The following is a 21,606-nucleotide window of genomic DNA, read 5'->3' on the forward strand; positions in this document are numbered from 1 at the left end:
GCTGCACTCAGGCTGGCTTGGCCAGCCAGGTCAGGCGGTGGGTGCGCAGCGGGTACAGCAGTGCGGATGCGGGCGCCAGGCAGGCGGCAGGCAGCCTGCGCGCAATCGGTGGCGCCAGCGTGATTCGCCGCGACTGCACCTGCGCCTTGGGAAACAGCTGTCGCAGTTCTGCCAGCGGTACGCCACGCACATCCGGGTTGTTCGGATTGTCCACCACGAAGTCATAGACCAGCACGCCGCCGCCGGGTGCCGCCCAGCGCCACAAGGTCTCTGCCATGTGGCGCTGGAAGGCCGGGTCGAGCAGCGAGCTGAACAGGGTGAAGGCCAGCACTGCCTGCTGGCTGCCTTCGGCCAGGAGGGCCTGCGTGGCGTCGCCCTCGGTGATCTGCACGGCTGCAGGCAGTGCGGCGCGTGCCTGTGCGGCACGCTCGGCGATCAGCTCCAGCCCCTGCAGGCGTGCGGGGCTGGCGCCCAGGCGCAGCAGGTCCTGCAGGTTGCCGCCCGCGCCGCAGCCCACTTCGGTGATGGCCAGGTCCGCCAGGCTGCTCCAGCCATGGGCGTTCCACAGCTTCACCAGGGCGCGCAGGCGTTCCTGCTGGGCCTGCAGGGCCGAGGGGCTGGCCATCAGCTGGTAGCGCAGGGCATCCTGCGCGCCATCGCGGCGCGCATAGCGCGCCTGCACGGCCTGGGGTTCGGTGCTGCCATTCATCGCGTGATGCGGGCGAATTGGGTCGACGGAGCGCGGTCGCGCAGCACATCCCACAGGCCACGCCAGGTGCCCAGGCCATAGGCCAGGTGGTAGGCGGCAATCACCACCGGCAGGCGTGCCAGCAGGCCCCACTGGCCCGCGCCGTGTGCCGCCGACACAGAGGCCCAGCCCACATAGACAGCATAGAGGGCCAGCAGGGCCGCCAGGGGCAGCACCGTCCAGGGCACACACAGCGCGAACAGCGCGAGCGCTGCCACGAAGGCCGCCGGCACCAGCTGGCGCGCCGAGCCGGGTTGCCCGTGCTTGCGCATCACGAAGGGGCGCCAGTAGCCGTACTGGCGCTGCTGCGCGAACAGGTGGCGCAGCGAGTTGCGTGGGTGGTAGAGCGAATGGATCTGCGGGCTCTGCCAGATGCGCCCGCCCGCCAGGCGCAGGCGCAGGTTGTGCTCGTCGTCCTGGTTGCGCACCAGGGCCTCGTCGAAGCCGCCGATGCGCTCGAACACGGCGCGCGGCCAGCAGCCCAGGTAGACCGTGTCCACCGCGCCGTCGTACCGGGTGTCGCGCGAGCGCGCGCCACCCACCACCCAGCGGCACTGGAAGGCGGCGGCCACGGCCCGGCCCATGGGGCCCGTGCCCTCGGCCACCCAGGGGCCGCCCACATTGTCGGCGCTGGTGCGTGCCAGGGTCTCGATGCAGCGCGCCACATAGTCGGGGGCAAAGCGGGTGTGGATATCGAGCCGCACGATGACCTCGCCGCGTGCGCGGGCGATGCAGGCATTGAGCCCGGTGGAGACGATGCGCCCGGGGTTGTCGACCCACTGCAGCCGCGCGTCCGCTGTGCTGCGCGCGACCAGCAGCTCGCGCGTGCCGTCGTCACTGCAGCCGTCGGCCACCAGCACTTCCATCTGCCAGCCGGGCGGCAGCACCTGCGCCAGCGCGCTGTCGCAGAAGGCGGCGATATGCCCGGCCTCGTTGCGGCAGGGGGCGATCACGCTGACCCAGCGCAGGTCGCTCTGGGGTGCGCTCATGGGGTGCCCATCCGTTCTCGGTAAAGTTGGTCCATTCTGTCCATCTGTACAGCCCGATCGCCATCGCGTGCAATGCGCTGCACGTTCTCGCTTCCATGGCGCTGCATGCGTGCATCGTCGGCGGCCAGGGCTTCCAGGCAATGCGCCAGTGCCGCCGCATCGCGTGGGGGTACCAGCAGTCCGGCGTTCAGCCAGGCGCGGTTGGCATCGAGGTCGCTGGCCACCACCGTGAGGCCGCAGGCCATGCTTTCGAGCACCGAGACCGAGGTCGCGTCGCTCGTGGGCACCGACACCGAGATCTTGCACTGCGCGAGCACCCGCGCCATGCCCGCATCGTCCAGCCGGCCGTGGAACAGCACATGCTGCTCCAGCCCCCTGGCGCCTACCAGTGCGCGCAGCGCGCCCTCCATCGAGCCGCCGCCCAGCAGGTGCAGTTGCACCCCCGCTTCGGGATGGCGTGCCACCAGCGTGGCGATGGCCTCGATGATGGTGTCGATGTTGTAGTTGGGCTCCCACGAGCGCAGGCTCACGATCTGCAGCCCGGCCTTGGCTCCCCAGGGCGCAGGCGCAAAGCGCGCCAGGTCCACGCCCCAGTGGATCTCCTGCACGGGGCAGGCAGGGCCGTAGCTGCGCGCGGCGTCGAGCAGGCTTTCCGAATCGCCGGTGATCAGGTCGGCACGCCGCAGGGTCCAGCCCGTGAGCCAGCGCATCAGCGCGCTCTGATGCGGGGTTACCAGCAGGTCGCTGCCCCAGGCCGTCATCACCAGCGGGTGGCGGCCGCAGCGCGCCCCCAGGTAGCCATAGGAGGTGGTGTAGTGCGCATGCACGATGTCGGGCGCCAGGGCCTGCACGTAGCGCCGCGCCTGGCCGGCGCGCAGCAGCCAGTCGGTGGATCGGCGCACGGGTGCCAGCACCTTCTGCTCTACGCCTTCGATGGGGGCCGGGTGCGCCGTGACCAGCGACACGCGGTAGCCGCGCGCGCGCATTTCCGCGGCCCAGCGCTGGATGTGCGGGCTCGTGGCATCGCCCAGCAGGCACAGGTGCGTGGGGGCTTCAGCCATGGGCGTCGGGCTCCGTGGCCTGGGGCAGCTCGCCCGCCCAGGCGCGGTAGTGTTCGGCCCATTCGGGGTGTTGCGCCAGCAAGGCCGCATCGGCCGTGCGCACATCGCCCACCTGGCGTGCGGGGGTGCCGGCCATCACCGCAAAGTCGGGCACCTCGCCGCGCACCTGCGAATACGCGCAGATGAGGGCGCCGCGCCCGATGCGCGTGCCGGCCTCGATCAGGCTGTGCGGCCCCACGAAGGTGTAGGCGCCGATGTGCACAGCGCCCTTCACGTAGCCGGGCACTTCGCCGCCCGCATGGGTGGCATAGCCACGCCCGAGCAGGCGGATGGAGCGGTGCGAGCTGTGGGTCACGATGCTCACGAAGTTGGTGATCTGCACGCCCTCGCCGATCGTGAGGCCTGCCCCGGCATCGAGGAAATTGAACTGGCCGATGAAGACATGGTCCGCCAGCTGCAGGCCTTCCTCGCCTTCGATGCAGGTGCTGGGTGCGATGCGCGTGTGCGCCAGCAGCACACCGCCGGGCGTGCGCTCGCCAAACACCATGCGGTACATCAGCGCCTGCCAGATCCGGCGCCGTGCGCGGTTAAGCCAGGCTTTCATCGGGAATGTTTTTCCAGTGGGCAAGGGTGAGGAAGTAGTAGGCGAAGTAGGGCAGCATGGAGGCCGAGATGCCCCAGGCCGCGCCTGTGAGGCCACCCAGGGCCAGGCCGGCCAGTAGCCCGGCAAAGAAGGCCAATTGTCCCACCAGCGCGAGCTTGAGTGCCCAGGCCTGTGCGCGCCAGGCCAGCGTGGTCACCGACAGCGGCGAGGCGATGAAGTGCAGCGCGATATAGGGCGCGATCGCGCGCACCAGCGGTCCGGCCTCGCTCCACTGTGCGCCGAATGCGGTGGTGAACAGCCATGGCCCCCAGAGCATGAGCACCGCCATCATCGGCAGAGCGATGGTGGCCAGCGCCAGCATGCTCTTGCGCACCAGGGCGCGGGCCTCGCCCGCGGTGCGGGCCTGCAGCAGCTGGGGGTACAGCGCTTGCGACAGGGCCCCGCCCAGCAGCGTGGCCGGGGCCTTGAGGTAGCGCAGCGACAGCGCCCACAGGCCGGCCGCGGCGCCGCCCGCCCAGGCCGCCACCGCGATGAGGGTCAGCGTGTCCTGCAGCGCCCCCATGAAGGCGTGCGGCGTGTTGAGCAGCGGGAAGTCGCGGTGCTTCGTGGCCATGGCCCGCAGCGATGCCCAGGGCGTGCGCCACAACACCGCCCAGCCCCCGGCAGGGGCCGGCCGCGCCAGGGCGGCGGCGGCCACCAGGCCCGCGGCCACGGCGCCGGCCAGCAGGCCGGCAGCGCCGATCTTGAGCAGGCCCAGCGCCAGCTGCAGCACAGCGCCGCCGCCGTGCTGTACCAGGCGCGCCAGCGACAACAGGCCAAAGCGCTGCGAGCGCGTGGCCCACAGCGTGAGCCACTGCGTGGCCGCGATGGCCAGCACGGCCAGCGGCAAGGCCCAGGCCAGTGGCAGGCCCTGCACGGCTGCAACGGCGCCACCCGTTACCACCGCGCAGGCCGTGACCGCCAGCAGCACCCGTGCGCACAGAGCCATCAGCTCGGCCGCACCCACTTCGGCTTTTTCCAGCGGTAGCGCGAATTCGTAGCGCGCACAGCCAACCACGGCCAGGTTGGTGGCAAGGGCCCAGAGCAGCGCGAACTGGCCGAACTCAGTGGGAGAGTACAGGCGCGTGAGGGCCGGCCCCAGCAGCAGGGGCAGCGCATGGGCCGCCACACTGCCAGTCAGCAAGGTGGCCGTGGCGCGCAGCAGGGTGGCGCTCATGACAGGGACTGTTGGGGCTCCTGGTGGAAGCCCGGCACCAGTTCATGCAGCAGGACCATCATCGCGCCGCGGTCGCCCTGTTCGATGGCCTGCTCCAGCGCCTGCAGGCGGCCATGCAGCAGCTCCCAGGCCAGGTGCTCCTCATGCGCGCGCAGGATGCGCGGGTGCGAGGTGGGCAGGGCGCCGTCGCCGATCAGCAGCTCCTCGTAGAGCTTCTCGCCGGGGCGCAGGCCGGTGAAGACGATCTCGATGTCGCCCCCGGGGTGGCCCGGTGCACGCACGCTCAGGCCCGACAGGGCGACCATGCGCTGTGCCAGGTCCAGGATGAGAATCGGCTCGCCCATGTCGAGCACGAAGACCTCACCGCCCTGGGCCATGGCGCCGGCCTGCAGCACCAGTTGCGCGGCTTCGGGGATGGTCATGAAGTAGCGGGTCACCTCCGGGTGCGTCACGGTGACGGGGCCGCCCGCGGCGATCTGGCTGCGGAACAGCGGGATCACGCTGCCGCTGGAGCCCAGCACATTGCCGAAGCGCACCATGGAGAAGCGGGTGCGCGGGGTGCCGTCACCTGTGCGTGGCTGGCTTGCACAGGAGGCGACGGCCTGCAGCACCAGCTCGGCCACACGCTTGCTCGCGCCCATCACATTGGTGGGGCGCACGGCCTTGTCGGTCGAGACGAGCACGAAGTTCTCCACGCCACTGGCCGTGGCGGCGCGCACCATGTTCAGCGTGCCAAAGGCATTGTTGCGGATGCCCTCGCCCGCGTTGGCCTCCACCATGGGCACATGCTTGTAGGCCGCCGCGTGGTAGATGGTGTGGGGCCGTTGTGCCTGGCACAGGTCCCGCATGTGCTGCGCGTTGGCCACGCTGGCCAGCAGCGGCACCAGCTCGCAGGCCATGGCTTCCTGCTGCACGATGGCCTGCAGCTCCTGGTGGATGCTGTAGAGCGCGAACTCGCTGTGGTCCACCAGCAGCAGGCGCGCCGCGCCCTGGCGTGCGATCTGGCGGCACAGCTCGCTGCCGATGCTGCCGCCCGCGCCCGTGACCATCACCGCCTGGCCGCGGATATGGCGGCCCAGCAGCGCAGGATCGGGGGCCACGGGGTCGCGGCCCAGCAGGTCTTCGAGCTCCAGGTCCTGGAAGTCGGTCACCGTGACGCGGCCGCTGGCCAGGTCGGTGAGGCCCGGGATGGTGCGTATGCGCACGGGCAGATCGCGCAGGTTCTGGATGATCTGGTTGCGGCGCTGGCGCGGCACGCTGGGCAGGGCCAGCAGCACGTCGGTGATGCCAAAGCGCTGCACCACCTCGGCCAGGGCAATGGGCGCGTACACGCGCACGCCGTTGATGCTGCGGCCCACCTTGGCCCGGTCGTCATCGGCAAAGGCCTCGAGCACATAGTTGCGCGCGCTCACCAGGCCGGCGGCCGTCTGGGCGCCGGCCGAGCCGGCGCCGTAGATCAGCAGGCGGTGCGGGGCCCGCGTGTTCTGCCCCGCCAGCCACAGCCAGCCCAGCGAACGGCTGGCACCCACCAGCAGCAGAAAGATCACCGGCTGCAGCACGCCCACGCTGCGTGGGATCCCGTTCCACTTGCCGATCAGCAAGATGGCGAACAGCAGTGCGCCGTAGATGGCAACGGCCTTGCCCGTGGTGATGAGCGCGTTGATGCCGGTGTAGCGGAAGATGGCGCGGTACAGCCCCAGGTTCACGAAGATGGGAAAGGCCAGCGCCGGTGCCAGCACATAGGCCAGCCATTGCATGCCCTCGTCGGGCCAGTGCAGGGTATCCAGGCGCAGGGTGAAGGCCAGCCACATGGCGAACAGGCCCATGGCGATGTCCAGCACCACCACCACCAGCCGCTTGACCGGCCGGGGCCACTCCAGGACATTGCTCAGCACGCAGCCCCCGGCGTCGGCAGGGCGCTCACTGCGCGATGCCCGTGCGTTCGAGCACGTCGCCCACCAGCTCCAGCCGCACGAGCGGGTTGTCCAGCTCCATGAGGCGCTGCTTGAGCTCCAGCGGCACGGGCAGCAGTTCGCACCAGCGGTTGGCAACCCAGCCGCAGTCGTCGAGCTGGGCGGCCGTGGGCACCAGGGCCGATGGGCTTTCGGGGTCGCGCTGCTGCAAGGTGTTGAGCACCTGCGCCAAGGCCTGGGACGCCTTCTTCAGGTCATCGGGTACGGGCACGGGCAGGTCGGGGTCGATGTGCGTCACATCGGCAATCCACAGCCCGTGCACCAGGTGGCTGCGTTGCACGATGCGAAAACGCTGGCTGCCGCGGCACTGCAGGGTGATGAGCCCGGCCTGCGGCATTTCCAGCTGCTCGATGACGGCCAGGGTGCCGATCTCGCAGAACTGCTCCTCGGGCGCGCCGGCCTGGCGCACCTCATGGCCCTGGGTGAGTGCCACCACACCGAAGGGCGCGCCCATCTGGTGGCATTTGCGCACCATGTCCAGGTAACGCACCTCGAACACGCGCAGCGCCAGCAGCCCCTCGGGGAAGAGCACGGAACCCAGCGGAAACAGGGGCAGGGACGACAGGGAAAGGGGTTGTGTCATTGAGCAAGACCTTCGCCCGCTATCATCCCATGGCGCGGCCTGCTTTCGCACCGCCCGCTTTCCTTTTTGCCGCTCGCTCCCATGTTCTTCCAGATCGCTTCGTTCCTGCTTGATGTCGTCGGTGGCCTGCTCACGGGGGCCTGTCTGCTGCGCCTGTACATGCAATGGCAGCGGGTGCCGTTCGGCAACCCCATCGGCGGGCTGGTCTTTGCGCTGACCGACTGGGTCATCCTGCCCCTGCGCAAGCTGATCCCGCCAGTGGGCAAATGGGACATCTCCAGCCTGCTGGCCGCCATCCTGTTCCAGGTGCTGCAGTACGTGCTGTTCCTGCTGCTCGTCGGCGCGGCCGCCGCGTGGGCCTGGCTGCCCTGGCTGGCGCTGTTCGGCCTGGCCAAGGTGGCGGTGTCGGGGCTCATGGGCCTGCTCATCGTGCATGCCGTGATGTCGTGGATATCGGCCCGTTCCCCCTTGGCCGACGTGGTGTGGCGCCTGTGCGCGCCCGTGCTGCGGCCCTTCCAAAAGGTGATTCCTCTGCTGGGCGGGGTGGACCTGTCGCCGCTGGTCGTGCTGGTGCTGCTGCAGGTGCTGATGATCGTGCTGGCCAACCTCCAGGCTGGCGTCATGAGGTGAGAAGCACCCCCTGAGTCGCTTCGCGCCTTCACCCCTCTCTCGACTCGCTGCGCGAGTCGGGAGGGGGACGCCCCCAGCGCGGCGGGGCGGCCCTTGCGCGGGGGCGCTGGCCTTGATCGTGCCAGTCCCCAGCGATGCTGGCTATACCACCCAAAGAAAGCAAAAAAGCGCCTGTCGAGAGACAAGGCGCTTTTTTTCTGGGCAGACGAGGGACGGTTACAGCACCGCGTCGGCTGGCAGGCGCTGCAGCATGGCCAGGCTGCTGGCCACGGTGTTGCGCAGTTCGCGGCGGTCGCAGATGAAGTCCACGGCGCCCTTGGTCTGGAGGAATTCGGCACGCTGGAAGCCCTCGGGCAGGGTCACGCGCACGGTCGATTCGATCACGCGCGGGCCGGCAAAGCCGATCAGGGCCTTGGGCTCGGCGATCACGATGTCGCCCACGAAGGCGAAGCCGGCGCTCACACCGCCCATGGTCGGGTCGGTCAGCACGCTGATGTAGGGCAGGCCCTTCTTGGCCAGGCGCGTCAGCGCGGCATTCGTCTTGGCCATCTGCATCAGCGACAGCAGGCCTTCCTGCATGCGCGCGCCGCCCGTGGCGGTGAAGCAGATGAAAGGCACCTTCTGCTCGATGGCGGTTTCCACGCCGCGCACGAAGCGCTCACCCACCACGGAGCCCATGGATCCACCCATGAAGTCGAACTCGAAGCAGGCGACCACCACGTTGACGCTCTTGACCGCACCGCCCATCACGATCAGGGCATCGGTCTCGCCCGTGTTCTCCAGGGCTTCCTTGAGGCGCTCGGGGTACTTGCGGCTGTCCTTGAACTTCAGGGCGTCCACGGGCAGCACTTCCTGGCCGATCTCGTAGCGGCCTTCGGGGTCCAGGAAGGCGTCCAGGCGCGCGCGCGCGCCAATGCGGTGGTGGTGGCTGCAGTGCGGGCAGACGTTCTGGTTGTGTTCCAGGTCGGACTTGTAGAGCACCGTTTCGCAGCTCGGGCACTTGATCCACAGGCCTTCGGGCACCTGGCGGCGCTCGGTCGGGTCGGTTTGCTGGATTTTGGCGGGCAGAAGTTTTTCGAGCCAGGACATGGTGTTTCCTCGTCAATGACAGGGTCAAAGACCGTGTGTGAAGCAGCGGCGGGCGCCCCCGGCAGGGAGGGCGCCGCCAAACCCCTATTATGCGTCGAGCGCCTTGCGCACCCCGCGCAGGAAGTCGACCGTGATCGCCACGACCTTCTCGTGCGGCTGGTCCTCGATCAGCTGGATGATGCGTGTGCCGATCACCACGGCATCGGCGACCTTGCCGATGGCCTGGGCGGTCGCCGCATCGCGGATGCCGAAGCCCACGCCCACGGGGATCTGCACATGCTGGCGAATGCGCGGCAGCATCTGCTCCACGGCCGAGGTATCGAGCGCGCCCGAGCCCGTCACGCCCTTGAGCGATACGTAGTACACATAGCCGCTGGCCACGCGCGCCACCTGGGCCATGCGCTCGTCCGTGCTGGTGGGGGCCAAGAGGAAGATCAGGTCCATGCCATGCGCGCGCAGGCTGGCGGCAAAGGCCTCGCATTCCTCGGGCGGGTAGTCCACCACGAGCACGCCGTCCACGCCGGCCGCCGCCGCGTCGCGCACAAAGGCGCCCGCGCCGTGCACCTGGTCGTAGCGTTCCACGGGGTTGGCATAGCCCATGAGCACCACGGGGGTGGTGCTGTTGCGCTTTCTGAACTCGCGCACATGGTCCAGCACCTGGGCCATGCCGATGCCCAGGGACAGGGCTTTTTCGCCCGCCTTCTGGATCACCGGGCCGTCGGCCATGGGGTCGGAGAAGGGCACGCCCAGCTCGATCACGTCGGCACCCGCCTCCACCATGCCATGCATGAGAGCGGGGGTGATGTCGGCGAACGGGAAGCCGGCGGTGACATAGGGCACCAGGGCCTTGCGGCCCTGTGCCTTCAATTGGTCAAAAGTGGTGCTGATGCGGTTCATGGCTTGGCCTCTGCGCCTTTCACGGTCAGTCCGCGCATGGAGGGGCGGTCGTAGAAATCCTCGCCCGACAGGTCGGCCACGGTGCCGATGTCCTTGTCGCCGCGGCCCGACAGGTTGACCAGGATGGACTGGTCGGGGCGCATGGTCTTGGCAAGCTTCATGGCATAGGCCACGGCATGGCTGGATTCGAGCGCGGGGATGATGCCCTCGGCGCGGCACAGGTGGTGGAAGGCTTCGAGCGCCTCCTTGTCGGTGATGCCGACGTACTCGGCCCGGCCGATCTCCTGCAGCCAGGCATGCTCGGGGCCCACGCCGGGGTAGTCCAGGCCGGCACTGATGCTGTGCGTCTCGGTGATCTGGCCGTTGGCGTCCTGCAGGATGAAGGTTCGGTTGCCGTGCAGCACGCCTGAGCTGCCGCGCTGCAGCGAGGCCGAGTGCTTGCCGCTGTCGAGGCCCTCGCCAGCGGCTTCCACGCCGATCAGGCGCGTCTTCTCGAACGGGATGTAGGGGTAGAAGATGCCCATGGCATTGCTGCCGCCGCCCACGCAGGCGACCACGGCGTCGGGCTGCTCGGCGGGCACCTTCTGCTCCACCAGCAGCGCGGGCATCTGTTCCAGGCACTCGTTGCCGATCACGCTCTGGAAGTCGCGCACCATCATGGGGTAGGGGTGCGGACCCGCCACCGTGCCGATGATGTAGAAGGTGTTGTCCACATTGGCCACCCAGTCGCGCATGGCTTCGTTGAGCGCATCCTTGAGGGTCTTGCTGCCCGACTCCACGGGCACCACGGTGGCCCCCAGCAGCTTCATGCGGTAGACGTTGGGGCTCTGGCGCTTGACGTCCTCCGAGCCCATGTAGACCACGCATTCGAGGCCATAGCGCGCGCAGATGGTGGCCGTGGCCACGCCGTGCTGGCCGGCGCCGGTCTCGGCGATGATGCGCGGCTTGCCCATGCGCCGGGCCAGCATGGCCTGGCCGATCACGTTGTTGATCTTGTGCGCGCCGGTGTGGTTGAGGTCCTCGCGCTTGAGGTAGATCTGCGCGCCGCCCAGCTCGCGGCTGGTGCGCGCGGCGTGGTAGACGGGCGAGGGCCGGCCCACGAAGTGCTTGAGCTCGTACTGGAATTCGGCCAGGAACTCGGGGTCGTGCTGGTAGCGCGCGTAGGCCTCGCGCAGTTCGTTGATGGCGTGGGTCAGCGTCTCGCTGACGAAGCTGCCGCCATAGGAGCCGAAATGGCCCGAGGGATCAGGTTGCTGATAGGAATTCATGGGGATTCTTTGCAAGTTGTGCATCGGCCGCACGCACGGCGGCAACGAAGCGTTGGATCTTGTCGGCGTCCTTGGTGCCCCGCAGGGGCTTGCCATCGGGCCCCAGGGCCTCGACGCCGGAACTGACATCAACCGCCAGCGTGGTGCAACGCGGGCGCACTTGCAAAATGCCATCGGTCACGTTTGCAGGCGTGAGTCCACCAGACAAAACGAGGTGAGAGCCGACGCTTGGTGGAAGGAGTGACCAATTGAATGCCTTGCCGCCGCCGCCGTACCCCTCGACATGGGCGTCGAGCAGGATGGCCTGGGCGTTTGAAAAATCGTGTGCGTATTTTACGAGGTCGAATTGTGCCGCATCCGGGCCCAGGGGTATACGGGCGGCGCGCAGCCAGGGCCGGGCGCCGCCGCCCGTGGCGGCCAGGCAGTCTTCGGGCGTCTCGTCGCCATGGAATTGCACCGTGGCGCCCGCGATCAGCGCCGTCGCGGCCATCACCTCCTGGGCGCTGGCGTTCACGAACAACAGCACCGGCGTGACGAAGGGGGGCAGGCGCCGCGCCAGCTCGGCCGCGCGCTCGGCCGTCACGGCACGGCCGCTGCTCTTGGCATAGAGCACGAAGCCGACGGCATCGGCCCCGGCGGCCACGGCGGCATCGACGTCCTGCTCGCGGGTCAGGCCGCAGATCTTGATGCGGGTGCGGCTGGCGGGCAGGGGGGCGCTGGGGGATGGGATGATCGGGCTCATGGGAGCCAATCATACGCAGCCGTGCGCTGGGGTAGCCCCCACGCGGCGTCGTAGACCGGTCCCTGGAAGTACAGCCCGTCGGGCGAGAAGGTGGGCGCCGCCGCATCGCGCGAGCGTGCCTGCAGCACCTGCTGCATCCATTCGGGCGGCTGGTCGCCCCGGCCGATCGCCACCAGGCAGCCCATGAGGTTGCGGATCATGTGGTGCAAAAAGGCGTTGGCCTCGAACTCGAAACGCCAGTAGCAGGGGCTCCAGCCCAGCTCGGCGTGGGGCTCGCCCAGGCCGCGCCGCGTGATGTCGATGCGCGTGAGCGTCTTGACCGGCGACTTGGCCTGGCAGGCCGATGCGCGGAACGAGGTGAAATCGTGCTCGCCCAGCAGGTAGTCCGCCGCCTGGCGCATGGCCGCATGGTCCAGCGGGTGGTAGACCCAGCCCACGCGCCCGGCGTCCACGCTCGGGCGCACGGGCGACTGCAGCAGCACATAGGCGTAGCGCCGCGCCACGGCGCTGGCGCGCGAGTGGAAGCCGTCGGGCACATGGCTGGCCCATTGCACCGCAATGTCCGCAGGCAGGAAGGTGTTGGTGCCGCGCACCCAGGACGAAGGGGGGCGGTTGAGCGGGGTGTCGAAATGCACCACCTGCATCAGGCCGTGCACCCCGGCATCGGTGCGGCCGGCGCACAGGGTGCTCACGGGGTGCGTGGCAAAGCGCGCGAGGGCCGCCTCCAGCTTGTCCTGGATGGTGTTGCCCGACAGCTGGCTCTGCCAGCCGCTGTAGGCCTGGCCGTTGTAACTGACACCCAGGGCCACCCTCATGGGCGGGCCTGGGAGAGGGTGGGGGAGCGGGTTGCCGGAGCCGACCGCATCAGCCCAGTTCGACCAGCATGCGCTGGGCGCGGGTCTTCAGGGCGCCGCTCGATTCGGCCACGACTTCCTCGATCAGCGTGCGCGCACCGTCGGTGTCGCCGATGGCGTTGAATTCCTCGGCCAGTGCCAGCTTGGTGGCCAGCGGGTCATCCTGGGCGGCGTCCGATCCGTCGTCTTCCGGCGAAATGGGCACGGCTGCCGTGGGAATCTCCGTTTCGCGCGACGAGGCCGGTGCGGCCATGGGCTTGGAGGGGGCCGTCAGGTCCAGCGACAGCTCGCCCAGGTCGAAATCCATGGGGCTGGAGTCCTGCGCTTCGGCCAGCGGCATGGGGCCGGTGGGCGCCATGGTCAGCTCGTCCCTGGGAGCGGCCGCGCGGGCCGCCGGTGCGGGGGCCGGGGCCGGTGCATTCCAGGCGGCATCGGCCGTCAGGTCGGGCAGTGCGAAATCGTCGTTGGAGACCACGGGCTCCATGCGCTGTGGTTCGCGTGGGGCCGGTGCTGCAACGGCGGCGGCGCTCGCCGCTGCGGCTGCAGCGGCAAATCCGCCGGGGGCTGCCGGGGGCGCATCGGTCAACGCGTCGTCGGGCAGATCGAGGTCCAGGTCCAGATCCAGGTCGGGTGGCAGCGCGGCCGAGGGTGCCGGTGCGCCCGAGAAGGTGCTCACGAAGGCACCGGGGATCGAGGGGCTCTCGTCTTCCGCCTGCTGGCCGGGACGGCCGCCGGGCTGGTACAGCGGGTTCTCGGGGTCGATGCCACGGCCCAGGTCCACGATGCGGGCCCAGTCGGGGCCTTCGCCCTGCGTCAGCTTAAAGACTTCACCCGCCACGGATTCCAGGGCCTTGCGGTCCTGGCGCTTGGCGTAGATCTCGGCCAGCTTCACATGCACGGACACGCGGGCCGGGTTGTGGCGCACGGCTTCCTTGAGGATTTCCTCGGCCTGCAGGTCCCGGCCATAGGCCAGGTACACGTCGGCTTCGGCCACGGGGTCCACGTCGCCGCCGGCATCGAGCTGGCTGGGCGAGTAGGCCATGGACGAGCCCGTGGTCATCTCGCTGTTGGCGGTGTCCACGCGCTGGCCGCCGCTGGCGCCGAAGAAGGAATCGGGCTGGATGCGGCTTTCCAGGAACGAGCTGTCCACGCCCGCATTGTTGCGGCGGCGCTGGATCACGCGGTAGGCGCCGTAGCCCAGCAGCAGGGCCAGCAGGCCGCCACCGGCCAGGGGGATCAGCGGGTCGTCGAGCAGGCCGTCAAAGAAGCCAGGCTCTGCCACGGGGGGGGCGGGTGGCCGCACGACGGGTTTGGAAGCCGGAGCGGCAGGCGGCGTGGCCGCTGCAGCGTCCGACGCGGGTGCAGCGCTGGCTTCGGCCGAAGCGCCGCTGGTGGGCTCGGAGGCGGCCATGGCCGGCGGGGCTTCGGGGGCGGCCGGCGTGGCAGGTACGCCAGGAACCGCCACCTGGGCCGGTGCGCTGGCGGCCGGGGCTGCGGGAGCAGGCGCCGGTGCGGCTGCAGGGGCCGGTGCGGCCGGCGTCGACGGGGCTGCCGCCGATGCAGCACCCAGCTTGTTCAGGTCGCTGATGTTCTTGGACAGCTCGGCCATGCGGGCCGATGCGTCGCTGGCCTGCTTGTCCTTGGCCAACTGGTCCTCGGCCGCCTTCTGGCCCTTGACCGAGCCCTTGGACAGGGTGAGCTTGTCGGGCGCCGTGGTGGCCGGCTTGCTGTCTTCCACGCGGGTCTGCACCGAGCCCTTGGCCGAACGCTCGGCCGATGCCACGGTGGTGGACGGGGCCGATTCGGCGAGCTTGCGGCGGAACGCGCCGAAATCGCGGCTCTGGGCGGCCAGGATCTGGCGCGCCTCGGGGGCTGGCGTGGACTGGGCCGTGGCCTGGTCCGGCATCTGCAGCACGGCGCCCGCCTTGATGCGGTTGATGTTGCCGCCGATGAAGGCATCGGGGTTGGCGCGCTGCATGGCGACCAGCATCTGGTCGAGCGACACACCGCTGGGGCGGTTGGCATTGGCAATGCGGCCTGCCGTGTCACCGGCCTGCACGGTCACCGAACCTTCGGTGGCGGCAGGGCGCGGGGCTGCTGCGGGTGCGGGTGCGCGGGGCGTTGCAGGGGCTGGTGCCGCTGCGGAAGGGCGTCCCGCAACCGCGGGAGGGGTCTCGCCGCGCGCAGCGGGGGGCGTGATCTGAGGAGCTGCCGTGACCGATGGCGCCGGGCGGCGCATCGCTGGCGGGTCGAACAGCATGGTGTAGCTGCGCACCAGGCGGCCGGAGCCCCAGGAGGCATCGAGCACCAGATCGACGAAGGGGTCGTTCACCGGGCGGTCGCTGGACAGGCGCAGCACGGCCGTGCCATCGGCGCGGCGTTGCAGTTGCACCTGCAGGTTGTTCATGGTGGGCGAGTACTCCATGCCCTGCGAGCGGAACACCTCGGGCGTGGCCGTGGTGGCTTTCAGGGTCTCGGCCTCTGCCGGGGTGATCTGCGGCAGGTCGATTTCGGCCCGCAGGGGCTCGCCCAGCGCAGATTGCACGGTGATGCGGCCCAGCGCAAGCGCGGACGCATCGGTGGCGTAGAGCCCGGCAGTTGCCACGGCCGCAGCCGCCAGCACAGAAAATTTCCAACGATGCATGTTTGCCATCAACTGATTGGGTTGTGCGGCTCGGTCGAGCGGTGCTGTTTTTCTCATGGTCTGGTCCCGCCCCGGCGCGTGAAAATATGTAAAAAGCACCATAGCATCAATGTTTTGCACTGACAAGCTGAGGTGGCGCAGAAGCTTTGCCCCCGGTGGTCATGCCCCAACTTGGGGCATTTAGATGTTGCCAATTGCCAACGTCACGTAACCGGGTGTGTCAAGCGTTTGGGCGCAAAAAAGCGCGCGCAACAGGCGTTGCGCGCGCTGGAGGCCGGGGCTCCTGCGAGCCCGGCGGGGGATTTTAAGCGGCCAGCAGGATGCGCAGCATGCGGCGCAGCGGCTCGGCAGCGCCCCACAGCAGCTGGTCACCGATGGTGAAGGCGCCCACGTACTCGGGGCCCATGGCCAGCTTGCGCACGCGGCCCACGGGGATGGTCATGGTGCCGGTCACGGCCACGGGCGTCAGGTCCTTGATGGTGGCCTCGCGCGTGTTGGGCACCACCTTCACCCACTCGTTGTCGGCGGCGATCATGGCTTCCAGATCGGCCACGGGCACGTCCTTCTTGAGCTTGAAGGTCAGCGCCTGGCTGTGGCAGCGCATGGCGCCCACGCGCACGCAGAAGCCATCCACCGGGATGGCGGCCGAGCCGAAGCCTTCGCCCATGCCCAGGATCTTGTTGGTCTCGGCCATGCCCTTCCACTCTTCCTTGGACATGCCATTGCCCAGGTCCTTGTCGATCCAGGGGATCAGCGAGCCGCCCAGCGGCACGCCGAAGTTGGCCGTCTCGGCGCCGGAGAGGGCGCGCTGCTTGGCGATGACCTTGCGGTCGATTTCCAGGATGGCGCTCTTGGGATCGTCCAGCAGGGACTTCACTTCGGCGTTCAGCGTGCCGTACTGCGTGAGCAGCTCGCGCATGTGCTGGGCGCCGCCGCCGCTGGCGGCCTGGTAGGTCTGGGTGCTCATCCACTCGACGAGGCCGGCCTTGTACAGCGCGCCCACGCCCATCAGCATGCAGCTCACGGTGCAGTTGCCGCCCACCCAGTTCTTGCCGCCCTTGGCCAGCGCGTCCTTGATGACGGGCATGTTCACGGGGTCCAGGATGATCACGGCGTCCTGCTGCATGCGCAGCGTGGAGGCGGCATCAATCCAGTGGCCGTTCCAGCCTGCGGCGCGCAGCTTGGGGAACACTTCGGTGGTGTAGTCGCCGCCCTGGGCGGTGATGATGATGTCGCAGCGCTTGAGGGCTTCGATGTCGAACGCGTTCTGCAGCGTGGTCTCGTTCTTGGCGAACGCCGGGGCCTTGCCGCCCGCATTGGAGGTGGAGAAGAACAATGGCTCGATCAGGTCGAAGTCCTTTTCTTCGGCCATGCGATCCATCAACACCGAGCCGACCATGCCGCGCCAGCCGACCAAACCTACCAACTTGCTCATTTCAACGCCCCTTTTCAGATTAAGAAACAGTGCCAGACCGGGACTGCTCGCCTGGCTCGTCAGGCCAGGAAGGGCGCACGACGAACCAGGCTGGATCAGCCCTTAATGGTCGTGGTTTTGGTGATGGTTGCGCGCGCAGCCACACCGGCCGTGGCGGCGGGTGCAATGTTCAGGGCGAACGTGTGGGCGGCAAACATAGGACGTCAAGTATATCGCAAGCCCGCCGGAGCGCTCAAGGGGGATTGATGGCCTGCTGCAACGAAAAAGGGCGGCCCGAGGGCCGCCCTGTGCGCCATGCCGATGGCTGCGCGCCTTATTTCAGCGCCTGTACAACCGCATCGCCCATCTGCGCCGTGCCGACCTTGGTCGTGCCTTCGCTCCAGATGTCGGGGGTGCGCAGGCCCTGGGCCAGCACCTTCTGCACGGCGGCTTCGATGCGCTGGGCGGCGGCCTCCTGGTTCAGCGAGAAGCGCAGCATCATCGCGGCCGACAGGATGGTGGCCAGCGGGTTGGCCACGCCCTTGCCGGCGATGTCGGGGGCGCTGCCGTGGCTGGGCTCGTACAGGCCCTGGTTGCTGCTGTTGAGCGAGGCCGAGGGCAGCATGCCGATGGAGCCGGTGAGCATCGAGGCTTCGTCCGAGAGGATGTCGCCGAACATGTTGCCGGTGACCACCACGTCGAACTTCTTGGGCGCGCGCACCAGCTGCATGGCGGCGTTGTCCACGTACATGTGGTCCAGCTCCACGTCGGGGTATTCCTTGCCGACTTCGGTCACGATGTCTTTCCAGAACTGGAAGGTTTCGAGCACGTTGGCCTTGTCCACGCTGGTCACACGCTTGCTGCGCTTGCGCGCGGCCTGGAAGGCCACGTGGGCGATGCGTTCCACTTCAGGGCGGCTGTAGCGCATGGTGTCGAAGGCTTCCTCGGCGCCGGGGAAGTGGCCATCGGTGGCCACGCGACGGCCGCGCGGCTGGCCGAAGTAGATATCGCCCGTGAGCTCGCGGATGATGAGGATGTCGAGGCCCGAGATCAGCTCGGGCTTGAGGCTCGATGCGCCCACGAGTTGCTCGTAGCAGATCGCGGGGCGGAAGTTGGCGAACAGGCCCAGGTTCTTGCGCAGGCCCAGGATGGCCTGCTCGGGGCGCAGGGGGCGGTCGAGCTTGTCGTACTTCCAGTCGCCCACGGCGCCGAACAGCACGGCGTCGGCTTCCTTGGCCAGCTTGAGCGTGGCCTCGGGCAGGGGATGGCCGTGCGCCTCGTAGGCGGCGCCGCCCACCAGGGCCGACTCCATCTCGAACTTCAGGTCCAGCACTTCGAGGACCTTGACGGCCTCTGCGACGATTTCGGTGCCGATGCCGTCTCCCGGCAGAACTGCAATTTTCATGAACGACTTCTTTTCAAAGGAAGGGCCGAGCGCCCTGGCAGGTCTGCCGGGCGGCGTCGGCCGCTGGTGGTGAACCGGGGTAGGGGTGCCTGGTCAGGAGACCATGCTGTGCGCCAGCCAGGGCTTGGTGGCCAGGCGCTGGGCTTCGAAGGCGCGGATCTTGTCGGACTGGCGCAGCGTCAGGCCGATGTCGTCGAAGCCGTTGAGCAGGCAGTACTTGCGGAAGGCCTGTACCTCGAACGGGATCTCCTCGCCCTGGGGGCGCACGATGACCTGGCGTTCCAGGTCGATGGTGAGCTGGTAGCCGGGGAAGGCGGCCACTTCGTCGAACAGCTGGGCCACGGTGGCCTCGGGCAGCACGATGGGCAAGAGGCCGTTCTTGAAGCAGTTGTTGAAGAAGATGTCGGCAAAGCTCGGCGCGATCACGGCACGGAAGCCGAACTGGTCCAGCGCCCAGGGCGCGTGCTCGCGGCTCGATCCGCAGCCGAAGTTCTTGCGCGCGATGAGCACGCTGGCGCCCTTGTAGCGCGGCTGGTTGAGCACGAAGTCGGGGTTGGGCTTGCGCGAGGACTCGGGAACGCCAGGCTCGCCATGGTCCAGGTAGCGCCATTCGTCGAACAGGTTCACGCCGAAACCGGTCTTCTTGATCGACTTGAGGAACTGCTTGGGGATGATGGCGTCGGTGTCGACGTTCTCGCGGTCCATCGGGGCCACGAGGCCCTTGTGCACGGTGAATTTCTGCATGTGGGATGCCTTACTTGTTGGCGGCGCGCTCAAGGGCGCCGCCAGCCCGCTGGACGTCCTGGCCCACGCCCTTGACGGTGTTGCAGCCGGCCAGCAGGAAGGCCAGCGAAAGGGCGATGAAAGTGGCGGTCTTCTTCATGACGGTGTTCCTTGGGGACAGTGGATGGGCCAACGGGTGTTGGAGGGATGGAATGGAGGTGAAGTTCAGGCGAACTGGCGGATGTCCACGAAGTGGCCGTGCACCGCAGCGGCTGCGGCCATGGCCGGGCTCACCAGGTGGGTGCGGCCGCCGGCGCCCTGGCGCCCTTCGAAGTTGCGGTTGCTGGTGCTGGCGCAGCGCTCGCCCGGCTCCAGGCGGTCGGCGTTCATGGCCAGGCACATGGAACAGCCGGGCTCGCGCCACTCGAAGCCCGCGGCCTTGAAGATCTCGTGCAGGCCTTCGCGTTCGGCCTGTTCCTTGACCAGGCCCGAGCCCGGCACCACCATGGCCAGCTTCACGTTGCTGGCCACCTTGCGGCCCAGGTTCTTGACCACGGCGGCGGCTTCGCGCATGTCCTCGATGCGGCTGTTGGTGCACGAGCCGATGAAGACCTTGTCGATGGTGATGTCGTTGATCGGCTTGCCCGGCGTGAGGCCCATGTAGGTCAGCGCACGCTCGATGGCGCCGCGCTTGTTGGCGTCCTTTTCCTTGTCGGGGTCGGGCACGCGGGCGTCGATGCCCAGCACCATCTCGGGCGAGGTGCCCCAGGTGACCTGCGGCTGGATCTGCGCGGCGTCGAGCTTGACCACGGTGTCGAACTGCGCATCGGCGTCGGAGTGCAGGGTCTTCCAGTAGGCGACGGCCTGGTCCCATTCCACGCCCGTGGGCGACAGGGGGCGGCCGCGCACGTACTCGATGGTCTTCTCGTCCACGGCCACCAGGCCGGCGCGCGCGCCGCCTTCGATGGCCATGTTGCAGACCGTCATGCGGCCTTCCATGGACAGGCTGCGGATGGCCGAGCCCGCGAACTCGATGGTGTAGCCCGTGCCGCCGGCCGTGCCGATCTTGCCGATGATGGCCAGCACGATGTCCTTGGCCGTGATGCCCTTGGCGAGCTGGCCGTCCACCTGCACCAGCATGTTCTTGGCCTTCTTGGCCAAGAGGGTCTGGGTGGCCATCACGTGCTCCACCTCGGAGGTGCCGATGCCGTGCGCCAGCGCGCCGAAGGCGCCGTGCGTGCTGGTGTGGCTGTCGCCGCACACCACGGTCATGCCGGGCAGGGTGGCGCCGTTTTCGGGGCCGATCACGTGCACGATGCCCTGGCGCTTGTGCATGAACGGGAAGAAGGCCGCAGGGTGGATCTGCGCCATGTTGTCGTTCAGCGTGGTGATCTGTTCCTTGCTGATGGGGTCGGTGATGCCGTCATACCCGGCCTCCCAGCCCGTGGTGGGCGTGTTGTGGTCGGCCGTGGCCACGATGGAGCTGGTGCGCCACACCTTGCGGCCGGCCTCGCGCAGGCCTTCGAAGGCCTGGGGGCTGGTCACCTCGTGCACCAGGTGCCGGTCGATGTAGAGGATGGAGGTGCCGTCCTCTTCCGTGTGGACGACGTGCTCGTCCCAGATCTTGTCGTACAGGGTGCGTCCCATGGTGCGTCTCTTTCAGGTGGGTGTGTGATTTTAGTGGGGCATGCCCGCAGGCGCAGCTGCGCTGGCGGGCGGCGGGGGGGCCAGGTGCTCTGCCAGCAACCGGGCGGTGACGGGCAGGGCGTTGAAGTCGCGGGCCACCACCTGCAGTTCGCGGTGGGCCCAGGCATCGGTGAGGGGGACGGCGCGCAGGCTGCCCACGCCGCGCATCAGCTCGAAGGCGCGGTCCGGCAGCAGGCCTACGCCCAGGCCGTTGTCGATCATGCGGCACATGGCATCCAGGCCCGTGACCTGGATGCGCTGGCGCAGCGGGCGCCCGGCCGCGGCGGCTGCGGCCCGCATGGCCAGGCTGATGCTGCTGTTGGCGTGCAGGCCGACGATGTCCCAGTCCAGCACCTCCTCGAAACCGATGGCGGTGTGCTGGGCCAGTGCGTGCACCTCGGGCACCACCAGCACCAGGTGGTCGGCGCGGTAGGGGCGGCTTTGCAGTTCGGCGGCGCCGTTGCCCGCAGCCATGGCGACATTGCAGATGCCCAGGTCGGCGGCGCCTTCGTGCACGGCGCTCAGCACGTCGCTGCTCAGGTGTTCCTGCAGGTCGATCTTGATCTGGCTGTGCTCGCGTGCAAAGGCGCCCAGGTCCTCGGGCAGGAACTGGAAGATGGCCGAGATGTTGGCGTGCATGCGCACATGGCCGCGCACGCCGTCGGCGTACTCGCTGAGCTCACCCTGCATGCGCTCCAGGCCGAAGAGCACGGTGCGCGCATGGTGCAGCAGGCTTTCGCCGGCTGGCGTGAGCGTGACGCCCCGGCTGTGGCGGTAGAGCAGGGCCGTGTCCACAGCGGTTTCCAGGTCCGACAGGCGCTTGCTCACGGCCGAGGCGGCGATGAATTCACGCTCCGCCGCGCGGCCGATGCTGCCGAGCTCGCACACCGCCACGAACAACTGCAGCGAGGTGAGGTCTATGCGGCGCGCAAAACTGCGCTCAGAGCTTTTCATCGGGTCTCGGAATTCTTTGTGCTTCTCGTTTGGAGAAGGCGAACTGCTATTTTCCTCTAAAAGAATGCCTGTTGCCATCGCGAACGGCGATGTCGTCCATCGCGTCTGCGGCCTTCTCGGTGTGCG

20 protein-coding genes are annotated in these 21,606 nt (G+C 68.6%); 1 reads left to right on the top strand and 19 read right to left on the bottom strand.

The features are described 5' to 3' along the window. Positions 1-7 precede the first annotated feature (7 nt). Genes HNP48_RS14740 through HNP48_RS14770 form a run of 7 tightly spaced genes read right to left on the bottom strand, consistent with a single transcriptional unit; the run spans position 8 to position 7,174 of the window. Positions 8-709 (bottom strand): methyltransferase domain-containing protein, encoded by a 702-nt coding sequence (locus HNP48_RS14740; RefSeq protein ID WP_184858169.1) that lies wholly within the window; start codon positions 707-709, stop codon positions 8-10. After that, a complete protein-coding gene (locus HNP48_RS14745; protein WP_184858171.1) occupies positions 706-1,737 on the bottom strand; it encodes a glycosyltransferase family 2 protein in 1,032 nt (343 codons plus the stop codon). Before HNP48_RS14745 ends, HNP48_RS14740 begins: the two co-directional genes overlap by 4 nt. Continuing rightward, positions 1,734-2,798: a glycosyltransferase gene (locus HNP48_RS14750; protein ID WP_184858173.1), complete on the bottom strand. Its 1,065-nt coding sequence runs from the start codon at positions 2,796-2,798 to the stop codon at positions 1,734-1,736. The genes HNP48_RS14745 and HNP48_RS14750 overlap by 4 nt, the downstream gene beginning before the upstream one ends. Further along, a complete protein-coding gene (locus tag HNP48_RS14755) occupies positions 2,791-3,402 on the bottom strand; it encodes an acyltransferase (RefSeq protein WP_184858175.1) in 612 nt (203 codons plus the stop codon). The genes HNP48_RS14750 and HNP48_RS14755 overlap by 8 nt, the downstream gene beginning before the upstream one ends. Further along, positions 3,386-4,618, bottom strand: coding sequence for a lipopolysaccharide biosynthesis protein (locus HNP48_RS14760; protein ID WP_184858177.1), 1,233 nt, complete (start codon positions 4,616-4,618; stop codon positions 3,386-3,388). The genes HNP48_RS14755 and HNP48_RS14760 overlap by 17 nt, the downstream gene beginning before the upstream one ends. Beyond that, entirely contained in the window at positions 4,615-6,513 is a 1,899-nt protein-coding gene (locus HNP48_RS14765; protein ID WP_184858179.1) for a nucleoside-diphosphate sugar epimerase/dehydratase, read from the bottom strand. Before HNP48_RS14765 ends, HNP48_RS14760 begins: the two co-directional genes overlap by 4 nt. 25 nt (positions 6,514-6,538) lie before the next feature. Then, positions 6,539-7,174, bottom strand: a complete 636-nt coding sequence (locus HNP48_RS14770) for an LON peptidase substrate-binding domain-containing protein (protein ID WP_184858181.1) — start codon at positions 7,172-7,174, stop codon at positions 6,539-6,541. Positions 7,175-7,255: 81 nt separating this feature from the next. On the opposite strand from HNP48_RS14770, the gene HNP48_RS14775 reads away from it, so the two are divergent. After that, the gene (locus HNP48_RS14775) at positions 7,256-7,804 is read left to right on the top strand and encodes a YggT family protein (protein WP_184858183.1); all 549 of its coding nucleotides are present in this window, start codon (positions 7,256-7,258) and stop codon (positions 7,802-7,804) included. A gap of 216 nt (positions 7,805-8,020) precedes the next feature. Here the strand turns inward: HNP48_RS14775 and accD are convergent, their stop codons facing one another. The 12 genes from accD to HNP48_RS14835 all read right to left on the bottom strand — a co-directional run bounded on the left by accD (position 8,021) and on the right by HNP48_RS14835 (position 21,480). Continuing rightward, on the bottom strand, positions 8,021-8,893 hold the full coding sequence (gene accD / locus HNP48_RS14780) for an acetyl-CoA carboxylase, carboxyltransferase subunit beta (RefSeq protein ID WP_184858185.1): 873 nt from the start codon (positions 8,891-8,893) through the stop codon (positions 8,021-8,023). Positions 8,894-8,980: 87 nt separating this feature from the next. Then, the gene (gene trpA, locus HNP48_RS14785) at positions 8,981-9,790 is read right to left on the bottom strand and encodes a tryptophan synthase subunit alpha (protein ID WP_184858186.1); all 810 of its coding nucleotides are present in this window, start codon (positions 9,788-9,790) and stop codon (positions 8,981-8,983) included. Beyond that, on the bottom strand, positions 9,787-11,058 hold the full coding sequence (gene trpB, locus HNP48_RS14790; protein WP_184858188.1) for a tryptophan synthase subunit beta: 1,272 nt from the start codon (positions 11,056-11,058) through the stop codon (positions 9,787-9,789). The genes trpA and trpB overlap by 4 nt, the downstream gene beginning before the upstream one ends. Next, positions 11,036-11,800: a phosphoribosylanthranilate isomerase gene (locus tag HNP48_RS14795; RefSeq protein ID WP_184858190.1), complete on the bottom strand. Its 765-nt coding sequence runs from the start codon at positions 11,798-11,800 to the stop codon at positions 11,036-11,038. Before HNP48_RS14795 ends, trpB begins: the two co-directional genes overlap by 23 nt. Beyond that, entirely contained in the window at positions 11,797-12,615 is an 819-nt protein-coding gene (gene truA / locus HNP48_RS14800) for a tRNA pseudouridine(38-40) synthase TruA (protein ID WP_184858193.1), read from the bottom strand. The genes HNP48_RS14795 and truA overlap by 4 nt, the downstream gene beginning before the upstream one ends. Before the next feature lie 49 nt (positions 12,616-12,664). Further along, entirely contained in the window at positions 12,665-15,298 is a 2,634-nt protein-coding gene (locus tag HNP48_RS14805) for a FimV/HubP family polar landmark protein (RefSeq protein WP_409362558.1), read from the bottom strand. A gap of 304 nt (positions 15,299-15,602) precedes the next feature. Beyond that, complete coding sequence (gene asd, locus HNP48_RS14810; RefSeq protein ID WP_184858197.1) at positions 15,603-16,733, bottom strand: aspartate-semialdehyde dehydrogenase; 1,131 nt, start codon at positions 16,731-16,733, stop codon at positions 15,603-15,605. A gap of 313 nt (positions 16,734-17,046) precedes the next feature. Further along, on the bottom strand, positions 17,047-18,117 hold the full coding sequence (gene leuB / locus HNP48_RS14815) for a 3-isopropylmalate dehydrogenase (RefSeq protein ID WP_184858200.1): 1,071 nt from the start codon (positions 18,115-18,117) through the stop codon (positions 17,047-17,049). Positions 18,118-18,210: 93 nt separating this feature from the next. Next, positions 18,211-18,861, bottom strand: a complete 651-nt coding sequence (gene leuD, locus HNP48_RS14820) for a 3-isopropylmalate dehydratase small subunit (RefSeq protein WP_184858202.1) — start codon at positions 18,859-18,861, stop codon at positions 18,211-18,213. A gap of 10 nt (positions 18,862-18,871) precedes the next feature. Next, a complete protein-coding gene (locus HNP48_RS14825) occupies positions 18,872-19,000 on the bottom strand; it encodes an entericidin A/B family lipoprotein (protein WP_007850089.1) in 129 nt (42 codons plus the stop codon). 65 nt (positions 19,001-19,065) lie between these two features. Further along, entirely contained in the window at positions 19,066-20,487 is a 1,422-nt protein-coding gene (leuC, locus tag HNP48_RS14830; protein WP_184858204.1) for a 3-isopropylmalate dehydratase large subunit, read from the bottom strand. A 30-nt stretch (positions 20,488-20,517) separates the two neighbouring features. Continuing rightward, the gene (locus tag HNP48_RS14835) at positions 20,518-21,480 is read right to left on the bottom strand and encodes a LysR substrate-binding domain-containing protein (RefSeq protein ID WP_184858206.1); all 963 of its coding nucleotides are present in this window, start codon (positions 21,478-21,480) and stop codon (positions 20,518-20,520) included. Positions 21,481-21,606: the final 126 nt, after the last annotated feature.

The organism is Acidovorax soli, from assembly GCF_014207955.1.
In the GTDB taxonomy this organism is placed as follows: domain Bacteria; phylum Pseudomonadota; class Gammaproteobacteria; order Burkholderiales; family Burkholderiaceae_C; genus Acidovorax; species Acidovorax soli_A.

Coding starts and splice junctions, on each gene's coding strand:
- leuD (WP_184858202.1), bottom strand. CDS start 18,861: ATGCAGAAATTCACCGTGCACAAGGGCCTCGTGGCCCCGATGGACCGC.
- HNP48_RS14750 (WP_184858173.1), bottom strand. CDS start 2,798: ATGGCTGAAGCCCCCACGCACCTGTGCCTGCTGGGCGATGCCACGAGC.
- HNP48_RS14825 (WP_007850089.1), bottom strand. CDS start 19,000: ATGAAGAAGACCGCCACTTTCATCGCCCTTTCGCTGGCCTTCCTGCTG.
- HNP48_RS14775 (WP_184858183.1), top strand. CDS start 7,256: ATGTTCTTCCAGATCGCTTCGTTCCTGCTTGATGTCGTCGGTGGCCTG.
- HNP48_RS14805 (WP_409362558.1), bottom strand. CDS start 15,298: ATGCATCGTTGGAAATTTTCTGTGCTGGCGGCTGCGGCCGTGGCAACT.
- truA (WP_184858193.1), bottom strand. CDS start 12,615: ATGAGGGTGGCCCTGGGTGTCAGTTACAACGGCCAGGCCTACAGCGGC.
- leuB (WP_184858200.1), bottom strand. CDS start 18,117: ATGAAAATTGCAGTTCTGCCGGGAGACGGCATCGGCACCGAAATCGTC.
- trpA (WP_184858186.1), bottom strand. CDS start 9,790: ATGAACCGCATCAGCACCACTTTTGACCAATTGAAGGCACAGGGCCGC.
- HNP48_RS14740 (WP_184858169.1), bottom strand. CDS start 709: ATGAATGGCAGCACCGAACCCCAGGCCGTGCAGGCGCGCTATGCGCGC.
- accD (WP_184858185.1), bottom strand. CDS start 8,893: ATGTCCTGGCTCGAAAAACTTCTGCCCGCCAAAATCCAGCAAACCGAC.
- HNP48_RS14770 (WP_184858181.1), bottom strand. CDS start 7,174: ATGACACAACCCCTTTCCCTGTCGTCCCTGCCCCTGTTTCCGCTGGGT.
- trpB (WP_184858188.1), bottom strand. CDS start 11,058: ATGAATTCCTATCAGCAACCTGATCCCTCGGGCCATTTCGGCTCCTAT.
- HNP48_RS14760 (WP_184858177.1), bottom strand. CDS start 4,618: ATGAGCGCCACCCTGCTGCGCGCCACGGCCACCTTGCTGACTGGCAGT.
- HNP48_RS14755 (WP_184858175.1), bottom strand. CDS start 3,402: ATGAAAGCCTGGCTTAACCGCGCACGGCGCCGGATCTGGCAGGCGCTG.
- leuC (WP_184858204.1), bottom strand. CDS start 20,487: ATGGGACGCACCCTGTACGACAAGATCTGGGACGAGCACGTCGTCCAC.
- HNP48_RS14795 (WP_184858190.1), bottom strand. CDS start 11,800: ATGAGCCCGATCATCCCATCCCCCAGCGCCCCCCTGCCCGCCAGCCGC.
- HNP48_RS14745 (WP_184858171.1), bottom strand. CDS start 1,737: ATGAGCGCACCCCAGAGCGACCTGCGCTGGGTCAGCGTGATCGCCCCC.
- asd (WP_184858197.1), bottom strand. CDS start 16,733: ATGAGCAAGTTGGTAGGTTTGGTCGGCTGGCGCGGCATGGTCGGCTCG.
- HNP48_RS14835 (WP_184858206.1), bottom strand. CDS start 21,480: ATGAAAAGCTCTGAGCGCAGTTTTGCGCGCCGCATAGACCTCACCTCG.